At 71.6% G+C, this 17,757-nt stretch carries 17 protein-coding genes and 1 other RNA gene; 13 read left to right on the top strand and 5 right to left on the bottom strand.

Features of this window, described 5'->3' with window-relative positions; translation table 11 throughout:
• Nucleotides 1-548, top strand: a 548-nt coding sequence (locus E1166_RS21815; RefSeq protein ID WP_132341517.1) for a ComF family protein, incomplete at its 5' end; no start/stop codon positions are given.
• A gap of 251 nt (nucleotides 549-799) precedes the next feature.
• A complete protein-coding gene (gene raiA, locus E1166_RS21810; RefSeq protein WP_132267733.1) occupies nucleotides 800-1,432 on the top strand; it encodes a ribosome-associated translation inhibitor RaiA in 633 nt (210 codons plus the stop codon).
• 46 nt (nucleotides 1,433-1,478) lie between these two features.
• Here raiA and E1166_RS21805 read toward each other — a convergent pair whose 3' ends face one another.
• Together E1166_RS21805 and E1166_RS21800 are read right to left on the bottom strand one after the other, a co-directional pair.
• Complete coding sequence (locus tag E1166_RS21805) at nucleotides 1,479-2,588, bottom strand: GNAT family N-acetyltransferase (RefSeq protein WP_132341515.1); 1,110 nt, start codon at nucleotides 2,586-2,588, stop codon at nucleotides 1,479-1,481.
• Nucleotides 2,585-3,739 (bottom strand): GNAT family N-acetyltransferase, encoded by a 1,155-nt coding sequence (locus E1166_RS21800; RefSeq protein ID WP_132341513.1) that lies wholly within the window; start codon nucleotides 3,737-3,739, stop codon nucleotides 2,585-2,587. Before E1166_RS21800 ends, E1166_RS21805 begins: the two co-directional genes overlap by 4 nt.
• Nucleotides 3,740-3,907: 168 nt before the next feature.
• On the opposite strand from E1166_RS21800, the gene secA reads away from it, so the two are divergent.
• Nucleotides 3,908-6,805, top strand: a complete 2,898-nt coding sequence (secA, locus tag E1166_RS21795; RefSeq protein WP_132341511.1) for a preprotein translocase subunit SecA — start codon at nucleotides 3,908-3,910, stop codon at nucleotides 6,803-6,805.
• A gap of 109 nt (nucleotides 6,806-6,914) precedes the next feature.
• On the opposite strand, the gene E1166_RS21790 is transcribed toward secA, so the two are convergent.
• Nucleotides 6,915-7,496, bottom strand: a complete 582-nt coding sequence (locus E1166_RS21790; RefSeq protein WP_132341509.1) for an Rv3235 family protein — start codon at nucleotides 7,494-7,496, stop codon at nucleotides 6,915-6,917.
• Between the two features lie 102 nt (nucleotides 7,497-7,598).
• Entirely contained in the window at nucleotides 7,599-7,826 is a 228-nt protein-coding gene (locus E1166_RS21785) for a helix-turn-helix domain-containing protein (RefSeq protein ID WP_132267745.1), read from the bottom strand.
• Nucleotides 7,827-8,035: 209 nt separating this feature from the next.
• On the opposite strand from E1166_RS21785, the gene E1166_RS21780 reads away from it, so the two are divergent.
• Nucleotides 8,036-8,548: a hypothetical protein gene (locus E1166_RS21780; RefSeq protein WP_132267747.1), complete on the top strand. Its 513-nt coding sequence runs from the start codon at nucleotides 8,036-8,038 to the stop codon at nucleotides 8,546-8,548.
• A 24-nt stretch (nucleotides 8,549-8,572) separates the two neighbouring features.
• Here the strand turns inward: E1166_RS21780 and E1166_RS21775 are convergent, their stop codons facing one another.
• Nucleotides 8,573-9,631, bottom strand: coding sequence for a hypothetical protein (locus tag E1166_RS21775; protein WP_132341507.1), 1,059 nt, complete (start codon nucleotides 9,629-9,631; stop codon nucleotides 8,573-8,575).
• Between the two features lie 378 nt (nucleotides 9,632-10,009).
• Between E1166_RS21775 and pruA the strand changes: the two genes are divergently transcribed.
• From pruA to E1166_RS21730, 9 genes are all read left to right on the top strand, one after another.
• A complete protein-coding gene (gene pruA / locus E1166_RS21770; RefSeq protein WP_132341505.1) occupies nucleotides 10,010-11,638 on the top strand; it encodes an L-glutamate gamma-semialdehyde dehydrogenase in 1,629 nt (542 codons plus the stop codon).
• Between the two features lie 230 nt (nucleotides 11,639-11,868).
• Complete coding sequence (locus E1166_RS21765) at nucleotides 11,869-12,384, top strand: PadR family transcriptional regulator (protein ID WP_132267755.1); 516 nt, start codon at nucleotides 11,869-11,871, stop codon at nucleotides 12,382-12,384.
• A gap of 89 nt (nucleotides 12,385-12,473) precedes the next feature.
• Nucleotides 12,474-13,595, top strand: coding sequence for a peptide chain release factor 2 (gene prfB / locus E1166_RS21760; protein WP_132341503.1), 1,122 nt, complete (start codon nucleotides 12,474-12,476; stop codon nucleotides 13,593-13,595).
• Between the two features lie 118 nt (nucleotides 13,596-13,713).
• Entirely contained in the window at nucleotides 13,714-14,394 is a 681-nt protein-coding gene (ftsE, locus tag E1166_RS21755) for a cell division ATP-binding protein FtsE (RefSeq protein ID WP_132182849.1), read from the top strand.
• A 70-nt stretch (nucleotides 14,395-14,464) separates the two neighbouring features.
• On the top strand, nucleotides 14,465-15,340 hold the full coding sequence (ftsX, locus tag E1166_RS21750; RefSeq protein WP_132341501.1) for a permease-like cell division protein FtsX: 876 nt from the start codon (nucleotides 14,465-14,467) through the stop codon (nucleotides 15,338-15,340).
• A gap of 136 nt (nucleotides 15,341-15,476) precedes the next feature.
• Nucleotides 15,477-15,956, top strand: coding sequence for an SsrA-binding protein SmpB (smpB, locus tag E1166_RS21745; RefSeq protein ID WP_132341499.1), 480 nt, complete (start codon nucleotides 15,477-15,479; stop codon nucleotides 15,954-15,956).
• A 105-nt stretch (nucleotides 15,957-16,061) separates the two neighbouring features.
• Nucleotides 16,062-16,437, top strand: a transfer-messenger RNA (tmRNA) gene (gene ssrA / locus E1166_RS21740).
• A gap of 158 nt (nucleotides 16,438-16,595) precedes the next feature.
• Entirely contained in the window at nucleotides 16,596-17,078 is a 483-nt protein-coding gene (locus E1166_RS21735; RefSeq protein WP_243710474.1) for a hypothetical protein, read from the top strand.
• 38 nt (nucleotides 17,079-17,116) lie between these two features.
• On the top strand, nucleotides 17,117-17,757 hold a 641-nt coding region (locus tag E1166_RS21730), incomplete at its 3' end, for a hypothetical protein (protein ID WP_132341497.1).

The following is a 17,757-nucleotide window of genomic DNA, read 5'->3' as shown; positions in this document are numbered from 1 at the left end:
CCCCCGCCCCGCCCGGCCTGCCGCCCTGCCACGCGCTCGGCCCGTACGCGGGCGAGCTGCGGGAGGCGCTGCTGGCGTACAAGGAGCGGGGCCGGCACGGGCTGGCCCGGCCGCTGGGCGCGCTGTTGGCCGAGGTGGTGGCCACCGCGGTGGGCCCGGCGCGGCCGGTGCTGCTGGTGCCGGTGCCGGACACCGCGGCGGCGGCCCGGGCCCGCTACGGCGACCACCTGAGCCGGTTGGCCCGGCACGCGGCGGCCCGGCTGAGCGGGGTGGGCTGGGACGTGGCGACGGCCCGGCCGCTGCGGGCGCTGCCCCGGCCGGATTCGGTGGCGTTGGACAGCGCCGGGCGGGCGGTGGCGGCCGAGTCGGCGTTCCGGGCGCGGGGTGGCCGGCGGCGCTCGGCGGCGGGCCGGGTGGTGGTGGTGCTCGACGACATCCTCACGACCGGGGCCACCCTGGCGGCGGTGAGTCGGACTTTGCGCGGCACGGGAATGACGCCAAATGTCGCGGCCGTACTGGCGGCAACGCAAAAACGGCAGCAATGGTGACGCTTCGTGATTCCTTTTCACCCCTTGGTGGCATGTGCTGTGAATTTCCTGAGCGTTGTCGACAACCGGGGGTGACTGCCGGGCGAATCGGAGTTAGCGTTTCGGTGTCGGGGGTAGGAGGTGCCACACACCGTCCCCCGACGGTGGAAGGAGGCGTAGCCGCACTGACCGGTCGACGCCGTACGGGAGGCTCCCTGGGTCCGTCGACCGGGTCGTAGAAGAACAGACGGCCATCCAAAGAGGGAGGTCACGTGGACATCGTGGTCAAGGGCCGAAACGTCGAAGTGCCGGACCATTACCGGGTGCACGTAGCCGAGAAGCTCGCGAAAATCGAACGCTACGACCACAAGCTCATCCGGGTCGACGTGGAGTTGTTCCACGAACGCAATCCCCGCCAGTCCGACACCTGCCAGCGCGTGGAGATCACCTGCGTCTCCCGAGGGCCGGTGATCCGCGCCGAGGCCTGCACGAGCGACTTCTACAGCGCGCTCGACGCGGCCATCGCCAAACTCGACACCCGGCTGCGCCGGGCGGCCGACCGCCGCCGTGTGCACCGGGGCCGGCACGCGCCGCTCTCCGTCGCCGCCGCGACCGCCGGCCTGCCGGTGGCGGGCCTCGACGGGCCCGGCCTGTCCCCGACCGGCACCGCCACCGCGGTGGCCGAGCGCGCCGAGGAGCCGACCGATGAGTACGACGACCAGCCCTGGCACATCGCCCGGGCCAAGGTGCACCCGGCGGATCCGATGACGGTGGACGAAGCCCTGTTCCAGATGGAACTGGTCGGGCACGACTTCTACCTGTTCCACGACAAGGAGTCCGGCCGGCCGAGCGTCGTCTACCGGCGGCACGCGTACGACTACGGCATCATCGCCCTCGACACCTGACCGCTGACCGCCGTGGTGGCGGCCCGCGCCGCCACCACGGCCGGAGTCAGCGCAGCTCCTCCGGGAGCACCCCGAAGACCAGGTCGTCGATCCGGGTGCCGTCCAGGCCCGGGAGTCGCCCGCGCAGCAGGCCCTCCCGGCGGAATCCCACCTTCTCCAGCACCCGGTGCGAGGCGGTGTTGTCCGGCAGCGTGCCGGCGACCAGCCGCGCCATCCCCACCGGGCCGAACGCCCAACCGGCGAGCAGTCGCAGCGCGCGGGTGGCGTACCCACGGCCACGCCAGCCGGGCGACAGCGCGTACCCGACGCTTCCCTCGCCGCTGGCCGGGTCCGACCGGGACAGCCCGCAACTGCCCGCCGGCTCGCCGCTGGCGGCGTCGACGATGAGCAGGCGCGCGACGACGCCGGTCAGCCAGGCGCTCTCCGCCGTCCGGCAGCGTCGCTCGATCGCGGCCCGGGTCGGCGGTACCGGCGGAGCCTGGTTCGCCACCACCTCCGCGAGAGTGTGCAGGCGGTACATGACGTCGACGTCGTCCGGGCCGAGCGGGCGCAGGATCACCACGCCGTCGGTGAGCCGGCCGCCGGGCAGGTCCGGCAGGGGACGAGAGGTCGGACCGTCCGGATCGCCGGAGAGGCGCGTCCAGGCGATCAGGTCACGCCGGCCGCCGTCGCGGGACCGGCCGGCGGCCCGGCGTACCCCCTCGTGACGGAAACCGGCGGCGAGCGCGACCCGCTGACCGGCCGGGTTCTCGGCGTGGGTCAGCAGTTCCAGCCGGGCCAGGCCGGCGCGGAACGCGTACGCCGTCAGGGCGCGGACGGCGGCGGTCGCGACGCCGCGACGCCGCGCCCAGGGCGCCAGCCAGCAGCCCAGCTCGGCCTGTCCGTACGCCGGCGCGACCCGACTCAGGTCCGCGCCGCCGACCAGCCGGTCGGTGGCGGCGTCGGCGATCGCGTACGCCACTCCGCCGGTGGTCCAGGCCGCCGGAGCGCCCTCGGTGATCCACGACCGGGCATGGGCGATTGGGTACGGCTGGGGCGTGTCCGGGTTGAACCGCGACACCTCCGGGTCACCGCAGCCGGCGGCGAGGTCCTCGGCGTCGCCCGGCCGGAACGGGCGCAGCCGGACCGCGCCCGCCTCCACGACCTCGGGGATCACGTCAGGTCCTCGGCGAGCAGCGCGGCGATCCACGCGTCGCCCCGGCCGTCCCGGGTGGGCAACCGGCCGCGCAGCACACCCTCCATGGTGAAACCGGCCTTTTCCGCCACCCGTCGCGACGCCGTGTTGCCGACCATGGCCAGCCACTCGATGCGGGCCAGCCCCAGGGTGGTGAAGCCCCAGGCGGCCAGCGCGGCCACGGCGGCGGTCATGTGGCCCCGACCCCGGGCGTGCGGCGCGGTCATGAAGCCGACGTGACCGGCGAGCGGGTCCGCGCCGACGCGCAGGTCGATCGAGCCCAGGTAGCGGTCCTGCCCGTCGGCGACGGTGAAGTACGCCCCATCGCCCCGGGCCCAGGCGAGGTCGGCGACGTCCCGCTGGAACGCCTCGGCGTGCTCCCGCCGGTACGGGTGCGGCACGGTGGTCCATCTGATGGTCTGATCGTCCCGGCAGGTGGCCACGATCGCGTCGAGGTCGCGCGTCTCGATCGGGCGCAGCCGCAGTTCGGTCTCGCCGGTGCCGGCGAAGAGGACCGGCTGGGGCCGGCCGAAGACCGCGGCGCGCCGCGCCTGCAGGGTGTTCGGGCCGGCCGGGCCGGATCCGCCGGGGGTGGGCACCTCGCCGGGCAGGAGCGAGCCGACCCAGCCGTCGGGCCGACCGCCCTGGTGCGGGCGGGCCAGCCGCAGCTCGCCGGAGACCCGGAAGCCGGCCCGCAGCGCGACCAGCCGGGAGCGGTGGTTGCCCAGTTCGGCCTGCCAGACCAGCCGGCGTAGCCGCAGCGTGTCGAACGCCCAGCGGGCGACCGCCCGGGACGCCCGTACCGCCACGCCCCGGCCGCGCGCCCACGGCGCGGTCCAGTAGCCGAGTTCGCCGGAGCCGAGGTCGTGGTCGATCGCGATCAGACCGCAGGCGGCGAGCAACTCGCCGGTGGCGGCGTCGCAGACGGCGAACGGCGCGCCGGTGCCCTCGATCCAGGCCCGCCGGCTGTGTTCGGTGACGAAACCGCGGGCGTGTTCCGGCAGGTACGGACGAGGTACGGTGGTCCAGCGCTGGATGTCCGGGTCCTGGCAGGCGCGGTGCACGTCGTCGGCGTCCGTCGCTCGCCAGCGGCGCAGCAGCAGGCCGTCCTCGGTGATCTCCACAGGCTCCATCCGGGCATGGTGCCGGATCGTTCGCGGTGGGCGTAACCGGATATGCGCCGGTGACTCGGTGGCGGGCGCGTTATGTCGTTTTCGCCGGGGCGTGCCGCCGCCACCAGTGACCATCGTGCCGATGGAGCGCCTACGATGGGTCGAGACTGTCTAGGGGAGCGTTGATCCGTGTCGATTCTGGAAAAGGTCCTTCGCGCGGGCGAGGGCCGCATGCTGCGCCGGCTGAAGGCCATCGCCGCCGCCGTCAACTCGATCGAGGACGACTACGTCAACCTCACCGACGACGAGCTGCGGGGGATGACCGACCAGTTCAGGGAACGGCTCGCCGACGGTGAAACCCTCGACGACCTGCTGCCCGAGGCGTTCGCCGTGTGCCGTGAGGCCGCCTCGCGGGTGCTCGGCCAGCGTCCGTACGACGTCCAGGTGATGGGCGGCGCGGCGCTGCACTTCGGCAACATCGCCGAGATGAAGACCGGTGAGGGCAAGACCCTGACCTCGGTCATGGCCGTTTACCTCAACGCGCTCGCCGGCAAGGGCGTGCACGTGATCACGGTGAACGACTACCTGGCCCAGCGGGACGCCGCCTGGATGGGCCGGGTGCACGAGTTCCTCGGGCTCACCGTCGGCGTGGTGCTGCCCAACCGGCCGGCCAGCGAGCACCGGGCCGCGTACGAGTGCGACATCACCTACGGCACCAACAACGAGTTCGGCTTCGACTACCTGCGCGACAACATGGCCTGGTCCAAGGACGAGTTGGTCCAGCGCGGCCACAACTTCGCGGTGGTCGACGAGGTCGACTCGATCCTCATCGACGAGGCCCGGACTCCGCTGATCATCTCCGGCCCGGCCGAGCACTCCGCCCGCTGGTACTCCGAGTTCGCCGGCGTGGTGGCCCGTCTCCAGCCGGGCACCGACGGCGAGGGCGACTACGAGGTCGACCACTCCAAGCGCACCATCGCGGTCACCGAGCGCGGCGTCGCCAAGGTGGAGGACCGGCTCGGTATCGACAACCTCTACGAGTCGGTGAACACTCCGCTGGTCGGGTACCTCAACAACGCCATCAAGGCCAAGGAGCTCTACAAGCGGGACAAGGACTACATCGTCAGCGACGGCGAGGTCCTGATCGTCGACGAGTTCACCGGCCGCATCCTGCACGGCCGCCGCTACAACGAGGGCATGCACCAGGCGATCGAGGCCAAGGAGGGGGTGGAGATCAAGCAGGAGAACCAGACCCTGGCCACCATCACCCTCCAGAACTACTTCCGGCTGTACGAGAAGTTGTCCGGCATGACCGGTACCGCGCAGACCGAGGCGGGCGAGTTCAACAAGGTCTACAAGGTCGGCGTGGTGACCATCCCGACGCACCGGCCGATGATCCGCCACGACCGCGCCGACGTCATCTACAAGACCGAGCGGGCCAAGTTCAACGCCGTCATCGAGGACATCGCCGAGCGGCACCAGAAGGGCCAGCCGGTGCTGGTCGGCACCGTCTCGGTGGAGAACTCCGAGATCCTGTCGCAGCTGCTGCGCCGCCGGGGCATCCCGCACTCGGTGCTCAACGCCAAGTTCCACGCCCGGGAGGCGGAGATCGTCGCCCAGGCCGGGCGCAAGGGCGCGGTCACCGTCGCCACGAACATGGCCGGCCGTGGTACGGACATCCTGCTCGGCGGCAACCCCGAGTTCCTCGCCGCCAGCGAGCTGCGCCAGCGTGGCCTCGACCCGGTGGAGAACGAGGAGGAGTACGCCAAGGCGATGGAGGAGGTCCTCCCCGCCTGGAAGCAGGCGTGCGAGGCGGAGGCCGAGGAGGTCGCCGCCGCCGGCGGGCTGTACGTGCTCGGCACCGAGCGGCACGAGTCCCGCCGGATCGACAACCAGCTGCGCGGTCGTGCCGGCCGTCAGGGTGACCCGGGCGAGTCCCGCTTCTACCTGTCGCTGCAGGACGAACTGATGAAGCGGTTCCGGGCCGGTGCGGTCGAGGCGGTGATGGAGCGGCTCAACATCCCGGAGGACGTGCCCATCGAGTCGAAGATGGTCACCCGCCAGATCAAGAGCGCCCAGGCGCAGATCGAGGCCCAGAACGCCGAGATCCGCAAGAACGTCCTCAAGTACGACGAGGTCCTGAACAAGCAGCGCCAGGTGATCTACGCCGAGCGGCTGCGGGTGCTCAACGGCGAGGACCTCTCCGACCAGGTCCGCAACATGATCGACGACGTGATCACCGCGTACGTCGTGGGCGCCACCAGCGAGGGGTACGCCGAGGACTGGGATCTCGACCAGCTCTGGGCCAGCCTGAAGCAGCTCTACCCGGTGGGCGTCACCGTCGAGGAACTGGAGGAGGAGGTCGGCTCCCGGGCCGGCCTGGACCAGGACTTCATCCTCGCCCGGCTCAAGGAGGACGCGCACGCCGCGTACGACCGGCGCGAGGAGCAGCTCGGCGAGGAGGGGGTACGCCAGCTCGAGCGGATGGTGTTGCTCCAGGTCATCGACCGCAAGTGGCGCGAGCACCTGTACGAGATGGACTACCTCCAGGAGGGCATCAGCCTGCGGGCGTACGCCCAGCGCGACCCGGTCATCGAGTACCAGCGCGAGGGCTTCGACATGTTCGCCACCATGATGGACGGCATCAAGGAGGAGACGGTCGGCTTCCTCTACAACCTGGAGGTGCAGGTCCAGGAGCCGGAGCCGGCGGCCGAGGAGGTCGAGCTGCTGGAGAAGCCGGTCGAGATCCGCGCCAAGGGTCTCACCCGCGCGCCGCAGCCGCAGGGGCTGCAGTACTCCGCCCCGAGCGTGGACGGCGAGGCTGGCCGGGGCACCCCGGTCATCGAGCGGCCCGAGCAGGAGGCGCCGGCTCCGCGTGCCGGCAGCGCGGCGAAGCCGGCGCGACCGGCGGCGCAGGCGGCGCCGCGCGGCCCGCTGGGCGGGCAGGCGATGGCTGCGGCGAGCACCGCGCGGCGCGCCAACCCGGGCGAGGCGGAGGGTGGGGGACCGTCCCGCAACGCCCCCTGCCCGTGCGGTTCCGGCCGCAAGTACAAGCGCTGCCACGGCTCCCCCAACGGCGGGGCCTGAGCCAGCGGCCGCCCGGATTCCGGGCCGATCCGATCCGCGAGCGGAGCCGCGGTCCCCAGGGGCCGCGGCTCCGCGCCGTTTCTCCCCGGTCGGTGTCGATCACGGCGGGTCAGAGCACCTGGAGGACGGTGCAGAGCCAGTTGCCGGCGCGGTGTTCGAGGCGTACCGCCATGGCCCAGCTCCGGCCGGGGCTGGCGAGCACGGCGGCCACCTCGACGGCTGCGGGCCGGGGCTCGCAGACCCGCAGCCGGCGCAGGTGCAGGGTGGGGCGGGTGGCCCGGCGCCGGACCGGCCCGGTGCGGGAGGCGACCCGGGCCAACTGCTCGGTCACCTCGATCACCCGCCCGGGGGCGACCAGCGCGCGGAGCTGCCCGGGCGGCCGGTAGCCGTTGAGGATCTCCAGGCAGGTGCCGACGAACCGATGCGCGGCCCGGGTGGCCTCGGGCGTGGCGGTGACGAGAGCGGCCAGGGGTGGCCGACCGGGATGGCTCGGCAGCGGTCGCGGATCGTGCCGGCGGCCGGCTGGTCGCCCGGCCGGCTGGTGCGCCGCACCGAAGAGATCGAGGGCGAGCTGCCCGGCGGGTCGGGGCCAGAGGTCGGGGGCCTCGTCGGCGTACGGCGGCTCACTGAGCGGGGCGGGGCGCAACCGGATCGACGGCCGCGACGGCCCGGGACGGCGCGAGTCGGCCATCATTTCAACCTCGATCCCTACGTTTGCCTTCGTTTGCCTCTGACAAGCCCCAATTCTTGAGCACGGCAACGCCGACGTCAATGCCGCAAAGCGGCGGTACGGCTACTCGCTGTCGCGGTCGGCGAGGGGATTGCCCCGCACCCACTCGGCGGTCTCGGCGTACTTGCGCTGGATGTACTCCTCCAGTCGGGCGCGTTCCACCCGCCACTGCCCGCGCCCGCCGATCTTGATCGCGGGCAACTCGCCGCTGCGCACCATGTGGTAGACCTGCGAGTCCGACACGTTCAACTCGGTGGCCACGTCGGAGAGCAGGAGAAACCTCGGCTCCACGGTCAACCCCCGGTGTTGGCGTCGTTTGCTTCAGTTTGCCACCGTCGACGGGTCCGGCCCAGCACCGGGCGGACGGTCGGGCATACCGGCCCGGTGCGGCACGCTTCCGTCCGCACGGGTGCGGGGTGTATGACGGTTGGCGGCGTACGGCATGATCGGCGCCCGGGACCGGCGGCCTGCCGGCCGGTGAGCGAGCGGGGGAGACGACCGTGGGCGACCAGCTGGTCCGGGTGTACGTCCCGGCGACCGTACCGATGCTGACCCTGCTCCGCGAGCACGGGCTGCCGGCCGCCGAGGCGCACGCCGTCACTCCCACCCTGCGCGAGTGGTACGCCGAGGGCGACGAGGAGGAGCTGGAGTACGTCGCGTTCACCCGCGCCGCCCAGGACTCCCTCCAACTGTTGCGGGCGGACCCGGCAGCGCCCCGCCGCCGGGTGGTGGTCTCGGTCGACCTGCCGCCCGCGGCGGTCGGGCGGGCCGGCGGCGAACTCGGCTCCAGCCACGTGCTGCTCGACGGGCCGGTGCCGATGACGGCGGTGGCCGCACTGCACGTGGACGGGGCGGCTGCGGTCGAGGACGTCACGGCCGCCGTGGACGCGGTGAGCGAGGCCCTGGCCGGAGACCCGGACGCCCAGTTCACCGTCGACGGCGCCGAGGACCACGAGCTGGAGTGGTACGACCCGTCCGAACTCGACCTGCTGATCCACGCCGCGACGTCCTGACCCGGGGGGACGCCGCCGGTCGGCTCAGTCCTCGTCCGTCTCCGGCTCGTCGGCGTCGTGGCGGGCCGGGTCGAGGGTGCGGCCGAAGAGGATCAACGCGGTGAGCGCCCCCACGAAGAGCACCCAGATGCCGTTGTCGATCCGGGAGGTGCCCAGGCTGGTCTGCGCGACCGAGTCGGCCTCGCTGAGCGCACCGGCCAGGTCGAGCAGCGTCCGGCCGCCGACGCGGATGATCACTTCGGTGAGCAGCAGGAGCAGACCTGGCCCGGCGCCCGCCGCCAGGTACGCCGGCCAGCGCAGCGCCGGTGCCGCGGGGTCGCGCCGGACCGCCCGGCGGCGGGCCCAGGTCAGGTAGCCGAAGGTGAGCAGTCCGGCGAGCAGACCCGCCAGCAGCGACTCGGTGCGGGAGACCCACTTGGCGGCGTCGACCAGCGACGCCTGCGAGTCGCCGGCGCCGAACAGCTCGAACAGCGGGTCCCGGGCGCGGCTGAACGCCACCACGAACAGCAGCGTGCCGAGGGTGGCGGCGACGATCGCACCGATCGGTGCGGCGGTACGGGTCCCGGCGATCGCCGCACCGATGATGGCCGCCGCCGCGCTGGTGCCGGCGATGGTGTTGGTGGTGGCGTTGTCGGCGTAGGTCAGGTTGATCGCGACCGCCGTGCCGAGCCCGACCAGCAGCCCGGTGCCGATGGCGGTCACGAAGCGCAGGGTGGCCCGGTCGCCGAGCCGCCCGGCCAGCAACTCGCCCACCGCCAGCGCGAAGGCCGCGCCGGCCACCAGGGCGGCGGAGATCACTCCGGGCAGCGCGAAGGCGGAGAGGCTGATGGCGGTGAGCCCGACCGCCGCCGAGTGGATGGCCTCCCGGGTCGACCAGAGCATCGCGGCCAGCCAACCGATCGCCAGCAGGGCCAGCGCGGGGGCACCCGGGGCGGCCGCCGACCGCCCGTCGCCCGGTCCGGTGGCGTCGCCGTCCGGCGGGAGGGCTGCCCCTCGGTCGACCGGTGTGGCCTCGTCGCCCGGGTCGGTGGTGTCCGGCTGGTCCGGCTGCGCCGCCGTCGAGCTGCCGGGCTGCTTGCTCATGCTCTCCCCTTCGCCGCCGCGCCCGACGTGCCAGCGGGCCGGGCAGGTCATCGGCCATCCAGCGTACGCGCCCGGTTGGAACCTCACCGCCGGCTGCGGCGGCGGACCACGGGACCGTGGCGGCAGGCCGCCGGCCTTGCTTTTCTTCGGCTGATCCGCGGTTCTGAGTACGGATCGGTGCCTGATGTCGCGCCGAGCCTGACGATCTACGGCTTCCGGCAGGGCGGGACGTGATCGTCGACGGACCGGCGTGGAAGAATCGCGGCAGGTCCCGCCGCCGCGACCGGTACCCGACGCGGCGTGCCGGTGTCCGGCCGCCCGGCCGGTGCCCGCGGGTCCGGTTCCCGCCGTCGCCGTCGAGATCCCACAGGAGCCGTGATGGACGCCGTCTTCTCCGTACCCGAGCCGCGCAACGAGCCGGTACGCACCTACGAGCCGGGCAGCACCGACCGGGAGCGGCTCCAGCGGCGGCTGACCGAGCTGGCCGCCGAGCGGATCGACCTGCCGATGACCATCGCCGGTGAGCAGCGGATGGCCGGCGGCGAGCCGATCGACGTGGTCCAGCCGCACCGGCACGCGCACGTCCTCGGGGTCACCGGCCACGCCACCCACGACGACGCCCGCGCCGCGGTACGGGCCGCCAAGGACGCCGCCCCGATGTGGCGGGCGCTGCCCTTCGAGGAGCGGGCGGCGATCTTCCTACGCGCCGCCGAACTGCTCGCCGGCCCCTGGCGGGACACCCTCAACGCCGCCACGATGCTGGGCCAGTCCAAGACCGCCGTGCAGGCGGAGATCGACTCGGCGTGCGAGTTCGTCGACTTCCTCCGGTTCAACGTGTTCTTCGCCCGCAAGCTGCTGGCGGAGCAGCCGCTCTCCTCGCCCGGGGTGTGGAACCGGTTCGACCACCGCCCGCTGGAAGGTTTCGTCTACGCGGTCACCCCGTTCAACTTCACCGCGATCGCCGGCAACCTGCCCTCGGCGCCGGCCCTGCTCGGCAACACCGTGGTCTGGAAGCCCGCGCCGACCCAGCAGTTCGCCGCGCACTTCACCATGCGGCTGTTCGAGGCGGCCGGCCTGCCACCCGGTGTGATCAACATGGTCACCGGGCGGGGCGAGGAGGTCTCCGACGTGGTCCTCGCCGACCCGGACCTGGCCGGCATCCACTTCACCGGCTCCACCAAGGTCTTCCAGCACCTGTGGCGGACCGTCGGCGAGAACATCGCCGGATACCGGGGCTACCCGCGGCTGGTCGGCGAGACCGGAGGCAAGGACTTCGTGGTCGCCCACGCCAGCGCCGACGTCGACGCCCTGCACACCGCGCTGATCCGGGGCGGGTACGAGTACCAGGGCCAGAAGTGCTCGGCCGCGTCCCGGGCGTACGTCCCCCGGTCGATCTGGGCCGGCGGGCTGCGCGACCGGCTGGCCGCCACGGTGGAGGCGCTCAGCTACGGCGACGTCACCGACCTCACCCACTTCGGCGGCGCGGTCATCGACGACAAGGCGTTCGGCCGGCACACCGCCGCGTTGGAGCTGATCTCCGGCGACGACAGCTGTCGGATCCTCGCCGGCGGCACCGCCGACGACTCGGTCGGGTACTTCGTCCGGCCGACCCTGTTCGAGTGTGCCGATCCGGCGCACGAGACGTTCACCACGGAGTATTTCGGGCCGATCCTCGGCGTGCACGTCTTCGACGACGCCCGCTTCGACGAGGTGGTCGCCCAGGCCGAGTCGATCGCGCCGTACGCGCTGACCGGCTCGATCTTCGCCACCGACCGTCGGGTGGTGGACGCGGTGGCCGAGCGGATGCGGTACGCCGCCGGCAACTTCTACATCAACGACAAGCCAACCGGCGCGGTGGTCGGGCAGCAGCCGTTCGGTGGCGCGCGGGCCAGCGGCACCAACGACAAGGCCGGCTCCTGGCACAACCTGGTCCGCTGGATGTCGCCCCGGACGATCAAGGAGACCTTCGTGCCGCCGACCGACCACACGTACCCGCACATGGGCTGAGCCTCGACGGCCGCCGGCGGCGCGAACGGCGCCGCCGGCCGGGCTGCTCCGCCACCCGACGGGGAGAGCCGGCGGCCGGGGCACGCGCGGTGACCGCCCGCCGGACGGCGTCGAGGCATCGACGCTCCTGGCGTCACTGTCGTCGGCCGACAGTGCACATAGGAAAACCTGCCGGGTGGCAAATACGGAAATCCTGGACGTGGTGACGGCAAAGTGGCAGCTTAGAGGGCATGGCGGAATCCGGAGTCAACCCTACCGCGGCGGCCCTGCTGGGTCTGCTGCACGACGGGCCGATGACAGGCGGCCAACTGATGGCCGCCGCCGAGCGCCGACTGGCGCCGTACTGGTCGATGACCCGCAGTCAGGTCTACCGGGAGTTGCCGGTGCTGGCCGAGCGGGGTCTGGTGCGGCTCGGCAAGCCCGGGCCGCGGATGAGCCAGCCGTACGCGATCACCCCGTCCGGAAAACGGACGTTCTCGCGGTGGCTGGCGGAGAACCCTGGCAAGGACACCATCCGCAACCCGGTCGCCCTGCGCATCGCCTTCGGCAACCTGCACTCGGCCAGTCAGCTGAAGAACCTGTACGCGACCGCCAACGAGTACCACACCGAGGCTCTGGCGAACGTGCGGGAACAGGTGAAGAACGCCAAGAAGGAAGGCGAGACGTACGACGCCAGCGCGCTGGAGTTCGCCGTCGCCTACCACAAGGCCGCGCTGTCCTGGCTCAAGACCGCACCGGTCGGCTGACCGCCCAGGGGCCGGTCGCCCGGGACACTTTCCCGGTGACCGTGGGGCTCGCAAGCCCGCCGCCGGCTCTCGCAGTACGCTTGTCTGTCGTGACCGTTGCCGATTACGCCGAACAGCTCAAGGAACTCGACGCCACCCTGCGCAACATCGAGTCGGTGCTCGACCTGGACCGCCTCCGGGCGGACAAGGCCCGACTGGAGGAGCAGGCGTCCGCGCCGGACCTCTGGGACGACCAGGCGCGCGCGCAGCAGGTGACCTCCCAGTTGTCGTACGTCAACGGCGAGATCAGCAAGCTGGGCAGCCTGCGGTCCCGCCTCGACGACGCGTACGTGCTGCTGGAACTGGCCGACGCGGAGAGCGACTCCGGGGCGCTGGCCGAGGTCGAGACCGAGATCGCCGGGTTGACCAAGGCCATCCAGGAGATGGAGGTCCGCACCCTGCTCTCCGGCGAGTACGACTCCCGGGAGGCGCTGGTGGCCATCCGGGCCGGCGCCGGTGGCGTGGACGCGGCCGACTTCGCCGAGATGCTGCTGCGGATGTACCTGCGCTGGGCCGAGCGGCACGGCTACCCGACCGAGGTCTACGAGACCTCGTACGCCGAGGAGGCGGGGCTTAAGTCCGCCACCTTCACGGTCAAGGTCCCGTACGCCTACGGCACCCTCAGTGTCGAGTCGGGCACCCACCGGCTCGTCCGGATCAGCCCCTTCGACAACCAGGGCCGCCGGCAGACCAGCTTCGCCGGGGTCGAGGTGCTGCCCGTGGTGGAGCAGACCGACAGCATCGAGATTCCCGAGAACGAGATGCGGGTCGACGTGTACCGCTCCTCCGGGCCGGGCGGGCAGAGCGTCAACACCACCGACTCGGCGGTGCGGATCACCCACATCCCGACCGGCATCGTGGTGACCTGCCAGAACGAGAAGTCCCAGCTGCAGAACAAGGCCTCCGCGCTGCGGGTGCTCCAGGCCCGGCTGCTGGAGCGCAAGCGTCAGGAGGAGCAGGCCAAGATGGCGGGCCTGAAGACCGACGCCGCCGGCTCGTGGGGCGACCAGATGCGCTCGTACGTCCTGCACCCGTATCAGATGGTGAAGGATCTCCGTACCGAGCAGGAGACCGGCAATCCGTCCGCCGTCTTCGACGGGGAGCTGGACTCCTTCATCGAGGCCGGCATCCGCTGGCGCAAGCAGCAGCAACTCGCCAGCGACACTGCGTGATCGTTCGTGGACGCGGCGCGTCGTCGATCTCCAGGTCAGCGGGGGAATTGATGACGCGCCTCGCAACGATGGGCTGTGGCACTTGGCTCTGCGGTTACACCGCGTAGACTCACGACCCGTGATTCAGCTTGAGCAAGTGACGAAGACGTACCCGAAGGCGTCCCGGCCTTCGCTCGACAACGTGTCCGTCTCGATCGAGAAGGGCGAGTTCGTCTTCTTCATCGGTCCTTCCGGCTCCGGCAAGTCCACCATCATCAAGATGCTGCTGCACGAGGTCAGCCCCAACAAGGGCCGGGTCGTCGTGAACGGCAAGGACGTCACGACGATGCGCTCCTGGAAGCGGCCCCACTTCCGGCGTTCGATCGGCTGCGTCTTCCAGGACTTCCGGCTGCTGCCGAACCGCACCGCCTACGAGAACGTGGCGTTCGCTCTCGAGGTGATCGGCAAGACCAAGGCGGTGGCCCGCCGGGTGGTGCCGGAGGTTCTGGAGCTGGTCGGGCTCGGTGGCAAGGAGCACCGCTACCCGCACGAGCTCTCCGGTGGAGAGCAGCAGCGGGTCGCGGTCGCCCGGGCGTTCGTGAACCGTCCGCTGATCCTGCTCGCGGACGAGCCGACCGGTAACCTCGACCCGGACACCTCGATCGAGATCATGCGCCTGCTGGACCGGATCAACCGCACCGGTACGACCGTCGTGATGGTCACCCACGACTCCAACATCGTGAACCAGATGCGTCGCCGCGTCATCGAGATCGAGAGCGGTCGCATCGTGCGTGACCAGGCTCGCGGCGTCTACGGGTGAGCCGACGCGCCATCCCTGCCGTACGACCTGACGACGAACACCTCACGCCGGAGAGCCGGAGGAACACCCGATGCGGATGAAGTACGTCCTGTCCGAGGTACTGGTCGGACTGTGGCGCAACGTCACCATGACCATCGCGATGATCATCACGATGGCGGTGTCGCTGTTCATGCTGGGCGGCGCGGGCCTGCTGTACCAGAAGGTCGGCGACATGAAGGACCTCTACTACGAGAACGTCGAGGTCTCGATCTTCCTGAAGACCGACGCCACCCCCCAGCAGCGGGACGACCTCGACGCCAAGCTGAAGAACGACCCCCTGGTCAAGGAGGTGACGTACGTCAACAAGGACGAGGCGTACAAGCGCTTCCAGGAGATGTACCAGGACGCGCCGGACCTGGTGAACGCCGTCAAGGCCGACCAGCTGCCCGAGTCGTTCCGGATCAAGCTGGTCGACCCGGAGCAGTACAAGAACATCTACGACCAGTACAAGGGCACCGAGGGGATCGACGAGATCGTCGACCAGAGCCGGTTGCTGGACAAGGTTTTCGGCGTCCTCACCGGGATCCAGACCTTCGCGCTGGCCATCGCGGTGTTCATGGCCGCGGCGGCGCTGCTCCTGGTCGCCAACACCATCCAGGTGGCCGCCTACAGCAAGCGGCGTGAGGTCGCGGTCATGAAGCTGGTCGGCGCCTCGAACTGGTTCATCCAGGCGCCGTTCGTGCTGGAGGCCGTGGTCGCCGGTCTGATCGGCTCGATCCTCGCCCTGGCCTTCATGGCGATCGGGAAGTCGGTCGCCTCGGACGGCTCGCTGTCCGCCCTGGAGGGCCTGATCACGCCGATCTCCTGGTCGGACATCTTCCTGATGTTCCCGATCATGGCCGGCGTCGGCGCCCTGTTCAGCGCGATCACCGGCTGGGTCACGCTCCGGTTCTACCTGCGGGTCTAGTCACCCGGCTCTCCGCCGACCCTCTCGCGCCGGAAACAAACGGCGCGAGAGGGTCGTTGGCGTTCGGGTAGCATGATCTGCGCCCGCCGGCCGGCCGTCCGGTCGCGGGTCGGAACACGAGAGGGGGTGGCGCCGGATGCCACGGGAAAAGGGCCGCAAGGTGGTCGCCTCCAACAAGAAGGCCCGCCACGACTATGCCATCCTCGACACGTACGAGGCGGGCATGGCGTTGACCGGCACCGAGGTGAAATCGCTGCGGGCCGGCCGGGCGTCCCTGGTCGACGCCTTCGCCCAGGAGCGGGACGGCGAGCTCTACCTGCACGGCATGCACATCCCGGAGTACACCCAGGGCACCTGGACCAACCACGAGCCCCGGCGTACCCGCAAGCTGCTGCTGAAGCGACTGGAGATCGACCGGCTGATCGGCAAGACCCGCGAGGGTGGGCTGACCATGGTGCCGTTGCAGATCTACTTCTCCGATGGCTGGGCCAAGGTGGAGATCGCCCTGGCCAAGGGCAAGAAGTCGTACGACAAGCGCCAGGACCTCGCCAAGCGGGACGCCGATCGGGAGATCGCCCGGGTGGTGGGTCGGCGCGGCAAGGGAATGGACGACTGATTCGTCCCGTTTGCCCGGTTGGCAGGTCAGGCCCCGGCCTCGGGATGAATCCGGTTGCGGCAGGCGTTAGTCTTGACGGAGCCGCCAACACCGGCGGCCCGCCGAGGGGGTGACTGGTTTCGACTTCGTACGTTGCGGCAGGGGAAGCGAGCCGAGGAAGCCGACGTCGTCTCGAGAATCGTTCGTCGGAAACCAATAAGCGCCAAGAACAATCGCGCTGACTTCGCTCTCGCCGCCTGAGGCGAGTAGCGAGTCTGTCGGCCTGGGAGCGCCTTCGACCCAGTTAGCCGGCATCAGCTAGAAGGCTGGCCAACCGGACCCGGTCGCGGGGTCCGTGCGGCGAGATCAATCAGCGACTGGGCCCGTCACACCGACTCGCTCGCGTGATCGGAGGGGCCGAGTAGAGGCACAGCGAGCTGCGCTCGGAGAAGCCCTGACAAGGCGGCGAAGGACCCGGGTTCGATTCCCGGCACCTCCACCACCTGACGATGCGCCCCGGCCCACCCGGCCGGGGCGCATCGCTGTACCCGTCGACTGTTGCCGGTGGTGCTGGCGGGGCCATCGGGACAAGTGGGGCCAATGAGTCCTCCCGGTGCTCTGGACATGCCCTGAGCTGCAGGTCCACCATCGCTGTACGCGATGAAGCGCCAGCAGCGCGGGGAGGTGCCCGTGGTCACCCGTCCGATCCAGCAGCCGTCCGTCGTCCGCCCGCCCGCCACCCGCCGGCCCGTCTCGGCCGGCGAGCTGACCGCCCTGGCCCGGGCACTCGCCCAGCCGGCCGGCCAGCCGCACTGGCGGGAACGCGTCGCCGGCCACCTCGTCCCGGTCCGGCAGGGCTTCGTCGACCACGTCCGGCTCACCGAAGGGCCGGGTGGGCTCTACGCCGAACTGCTCGGCCAGGCACCCCGACTGCACCGGGGCGTACGACTGCTGACCGGCGAGCACCCGGCGCTGCTCGCGGCGCTCGCCGACCTCCAGCACGCGGTGCGGCAGCGCCGGGTGACCGCCGCGGAGCTGCGCCGGCGTACCGGGGATCTGTTGCGGGCCCTGACCCGGCACCGGCAGCACGGCGCGGACCTGCTCTGGGAGGCGTACCAGAGCGATCTGGGCGGGGAGACCTGAGGCGGGAACCGACCGTTGCGGGCCTCCGTCAAACCGGCATGCGTCGACTCGTCGCCCTGTTCGGGCTCCCCCTGCTGGCCGTGGCCGCCTGCGCGCCGACCGGTTCCGCCCCCTCCGGCGGCGATCCGGACCACCGGTGGGAGGCGTTCCACCAGCGGGCCGTCGAGGTCGCCGAAGCCTGGCAGCCCGACGCGACCTGGACCAGCGGATACGTCCCGCTGCAGGGCCCCACCGTGCTGGTCGGCGACCCCGACCTCACGCCCGACCTCGAGGCGGCCCTCGCCGCCGGCTGGTACCGGGACCAGATCGAGATCCCGGCCACCCGACCGGCCACCGGCACCATCCGCTTCCCGGACGGCAAACTGACCGTGCCGCTGGTCAGCGCGGCCGAGGCGTACCGGCAGCTCGACCAGGGCGACCCACCGCCCTGCGACGGCCGCCCGAAGGCACCCGCCCCGACGGGGGAGCCGCGCCCCGACGGGGCCGTCTCCGCCCCCGCCGGCACCGCCTGCATCCCGCTGACCGTCACCGCCGTCACGCTCGGCACCGTGCCCATACGCACCAGCCGGGGCCAGGCCGAGGTGCCGGCGTGGCTGTTCACCGTGACCGAACTCGGCACGCGGGTGGCCCGGGTGGCGGTCGCGCCGCAGGCGGTCACCGCGCTGCCGGAGCCCACCGC

Origin of the sequence: Micromonospora sp. KC213 (assembly GCF_004348325.1) — a bacterium.
Lineage (GTDB): Bacteria > Actinomycetota > Actinomycetes > Mycobacteriales > Micromonosporaceae > Micromonospora.
Note: the sequence above shows the minus strand (reverse complement) of the source record. Positions and strands in the feature narration are given on the sequence as shown.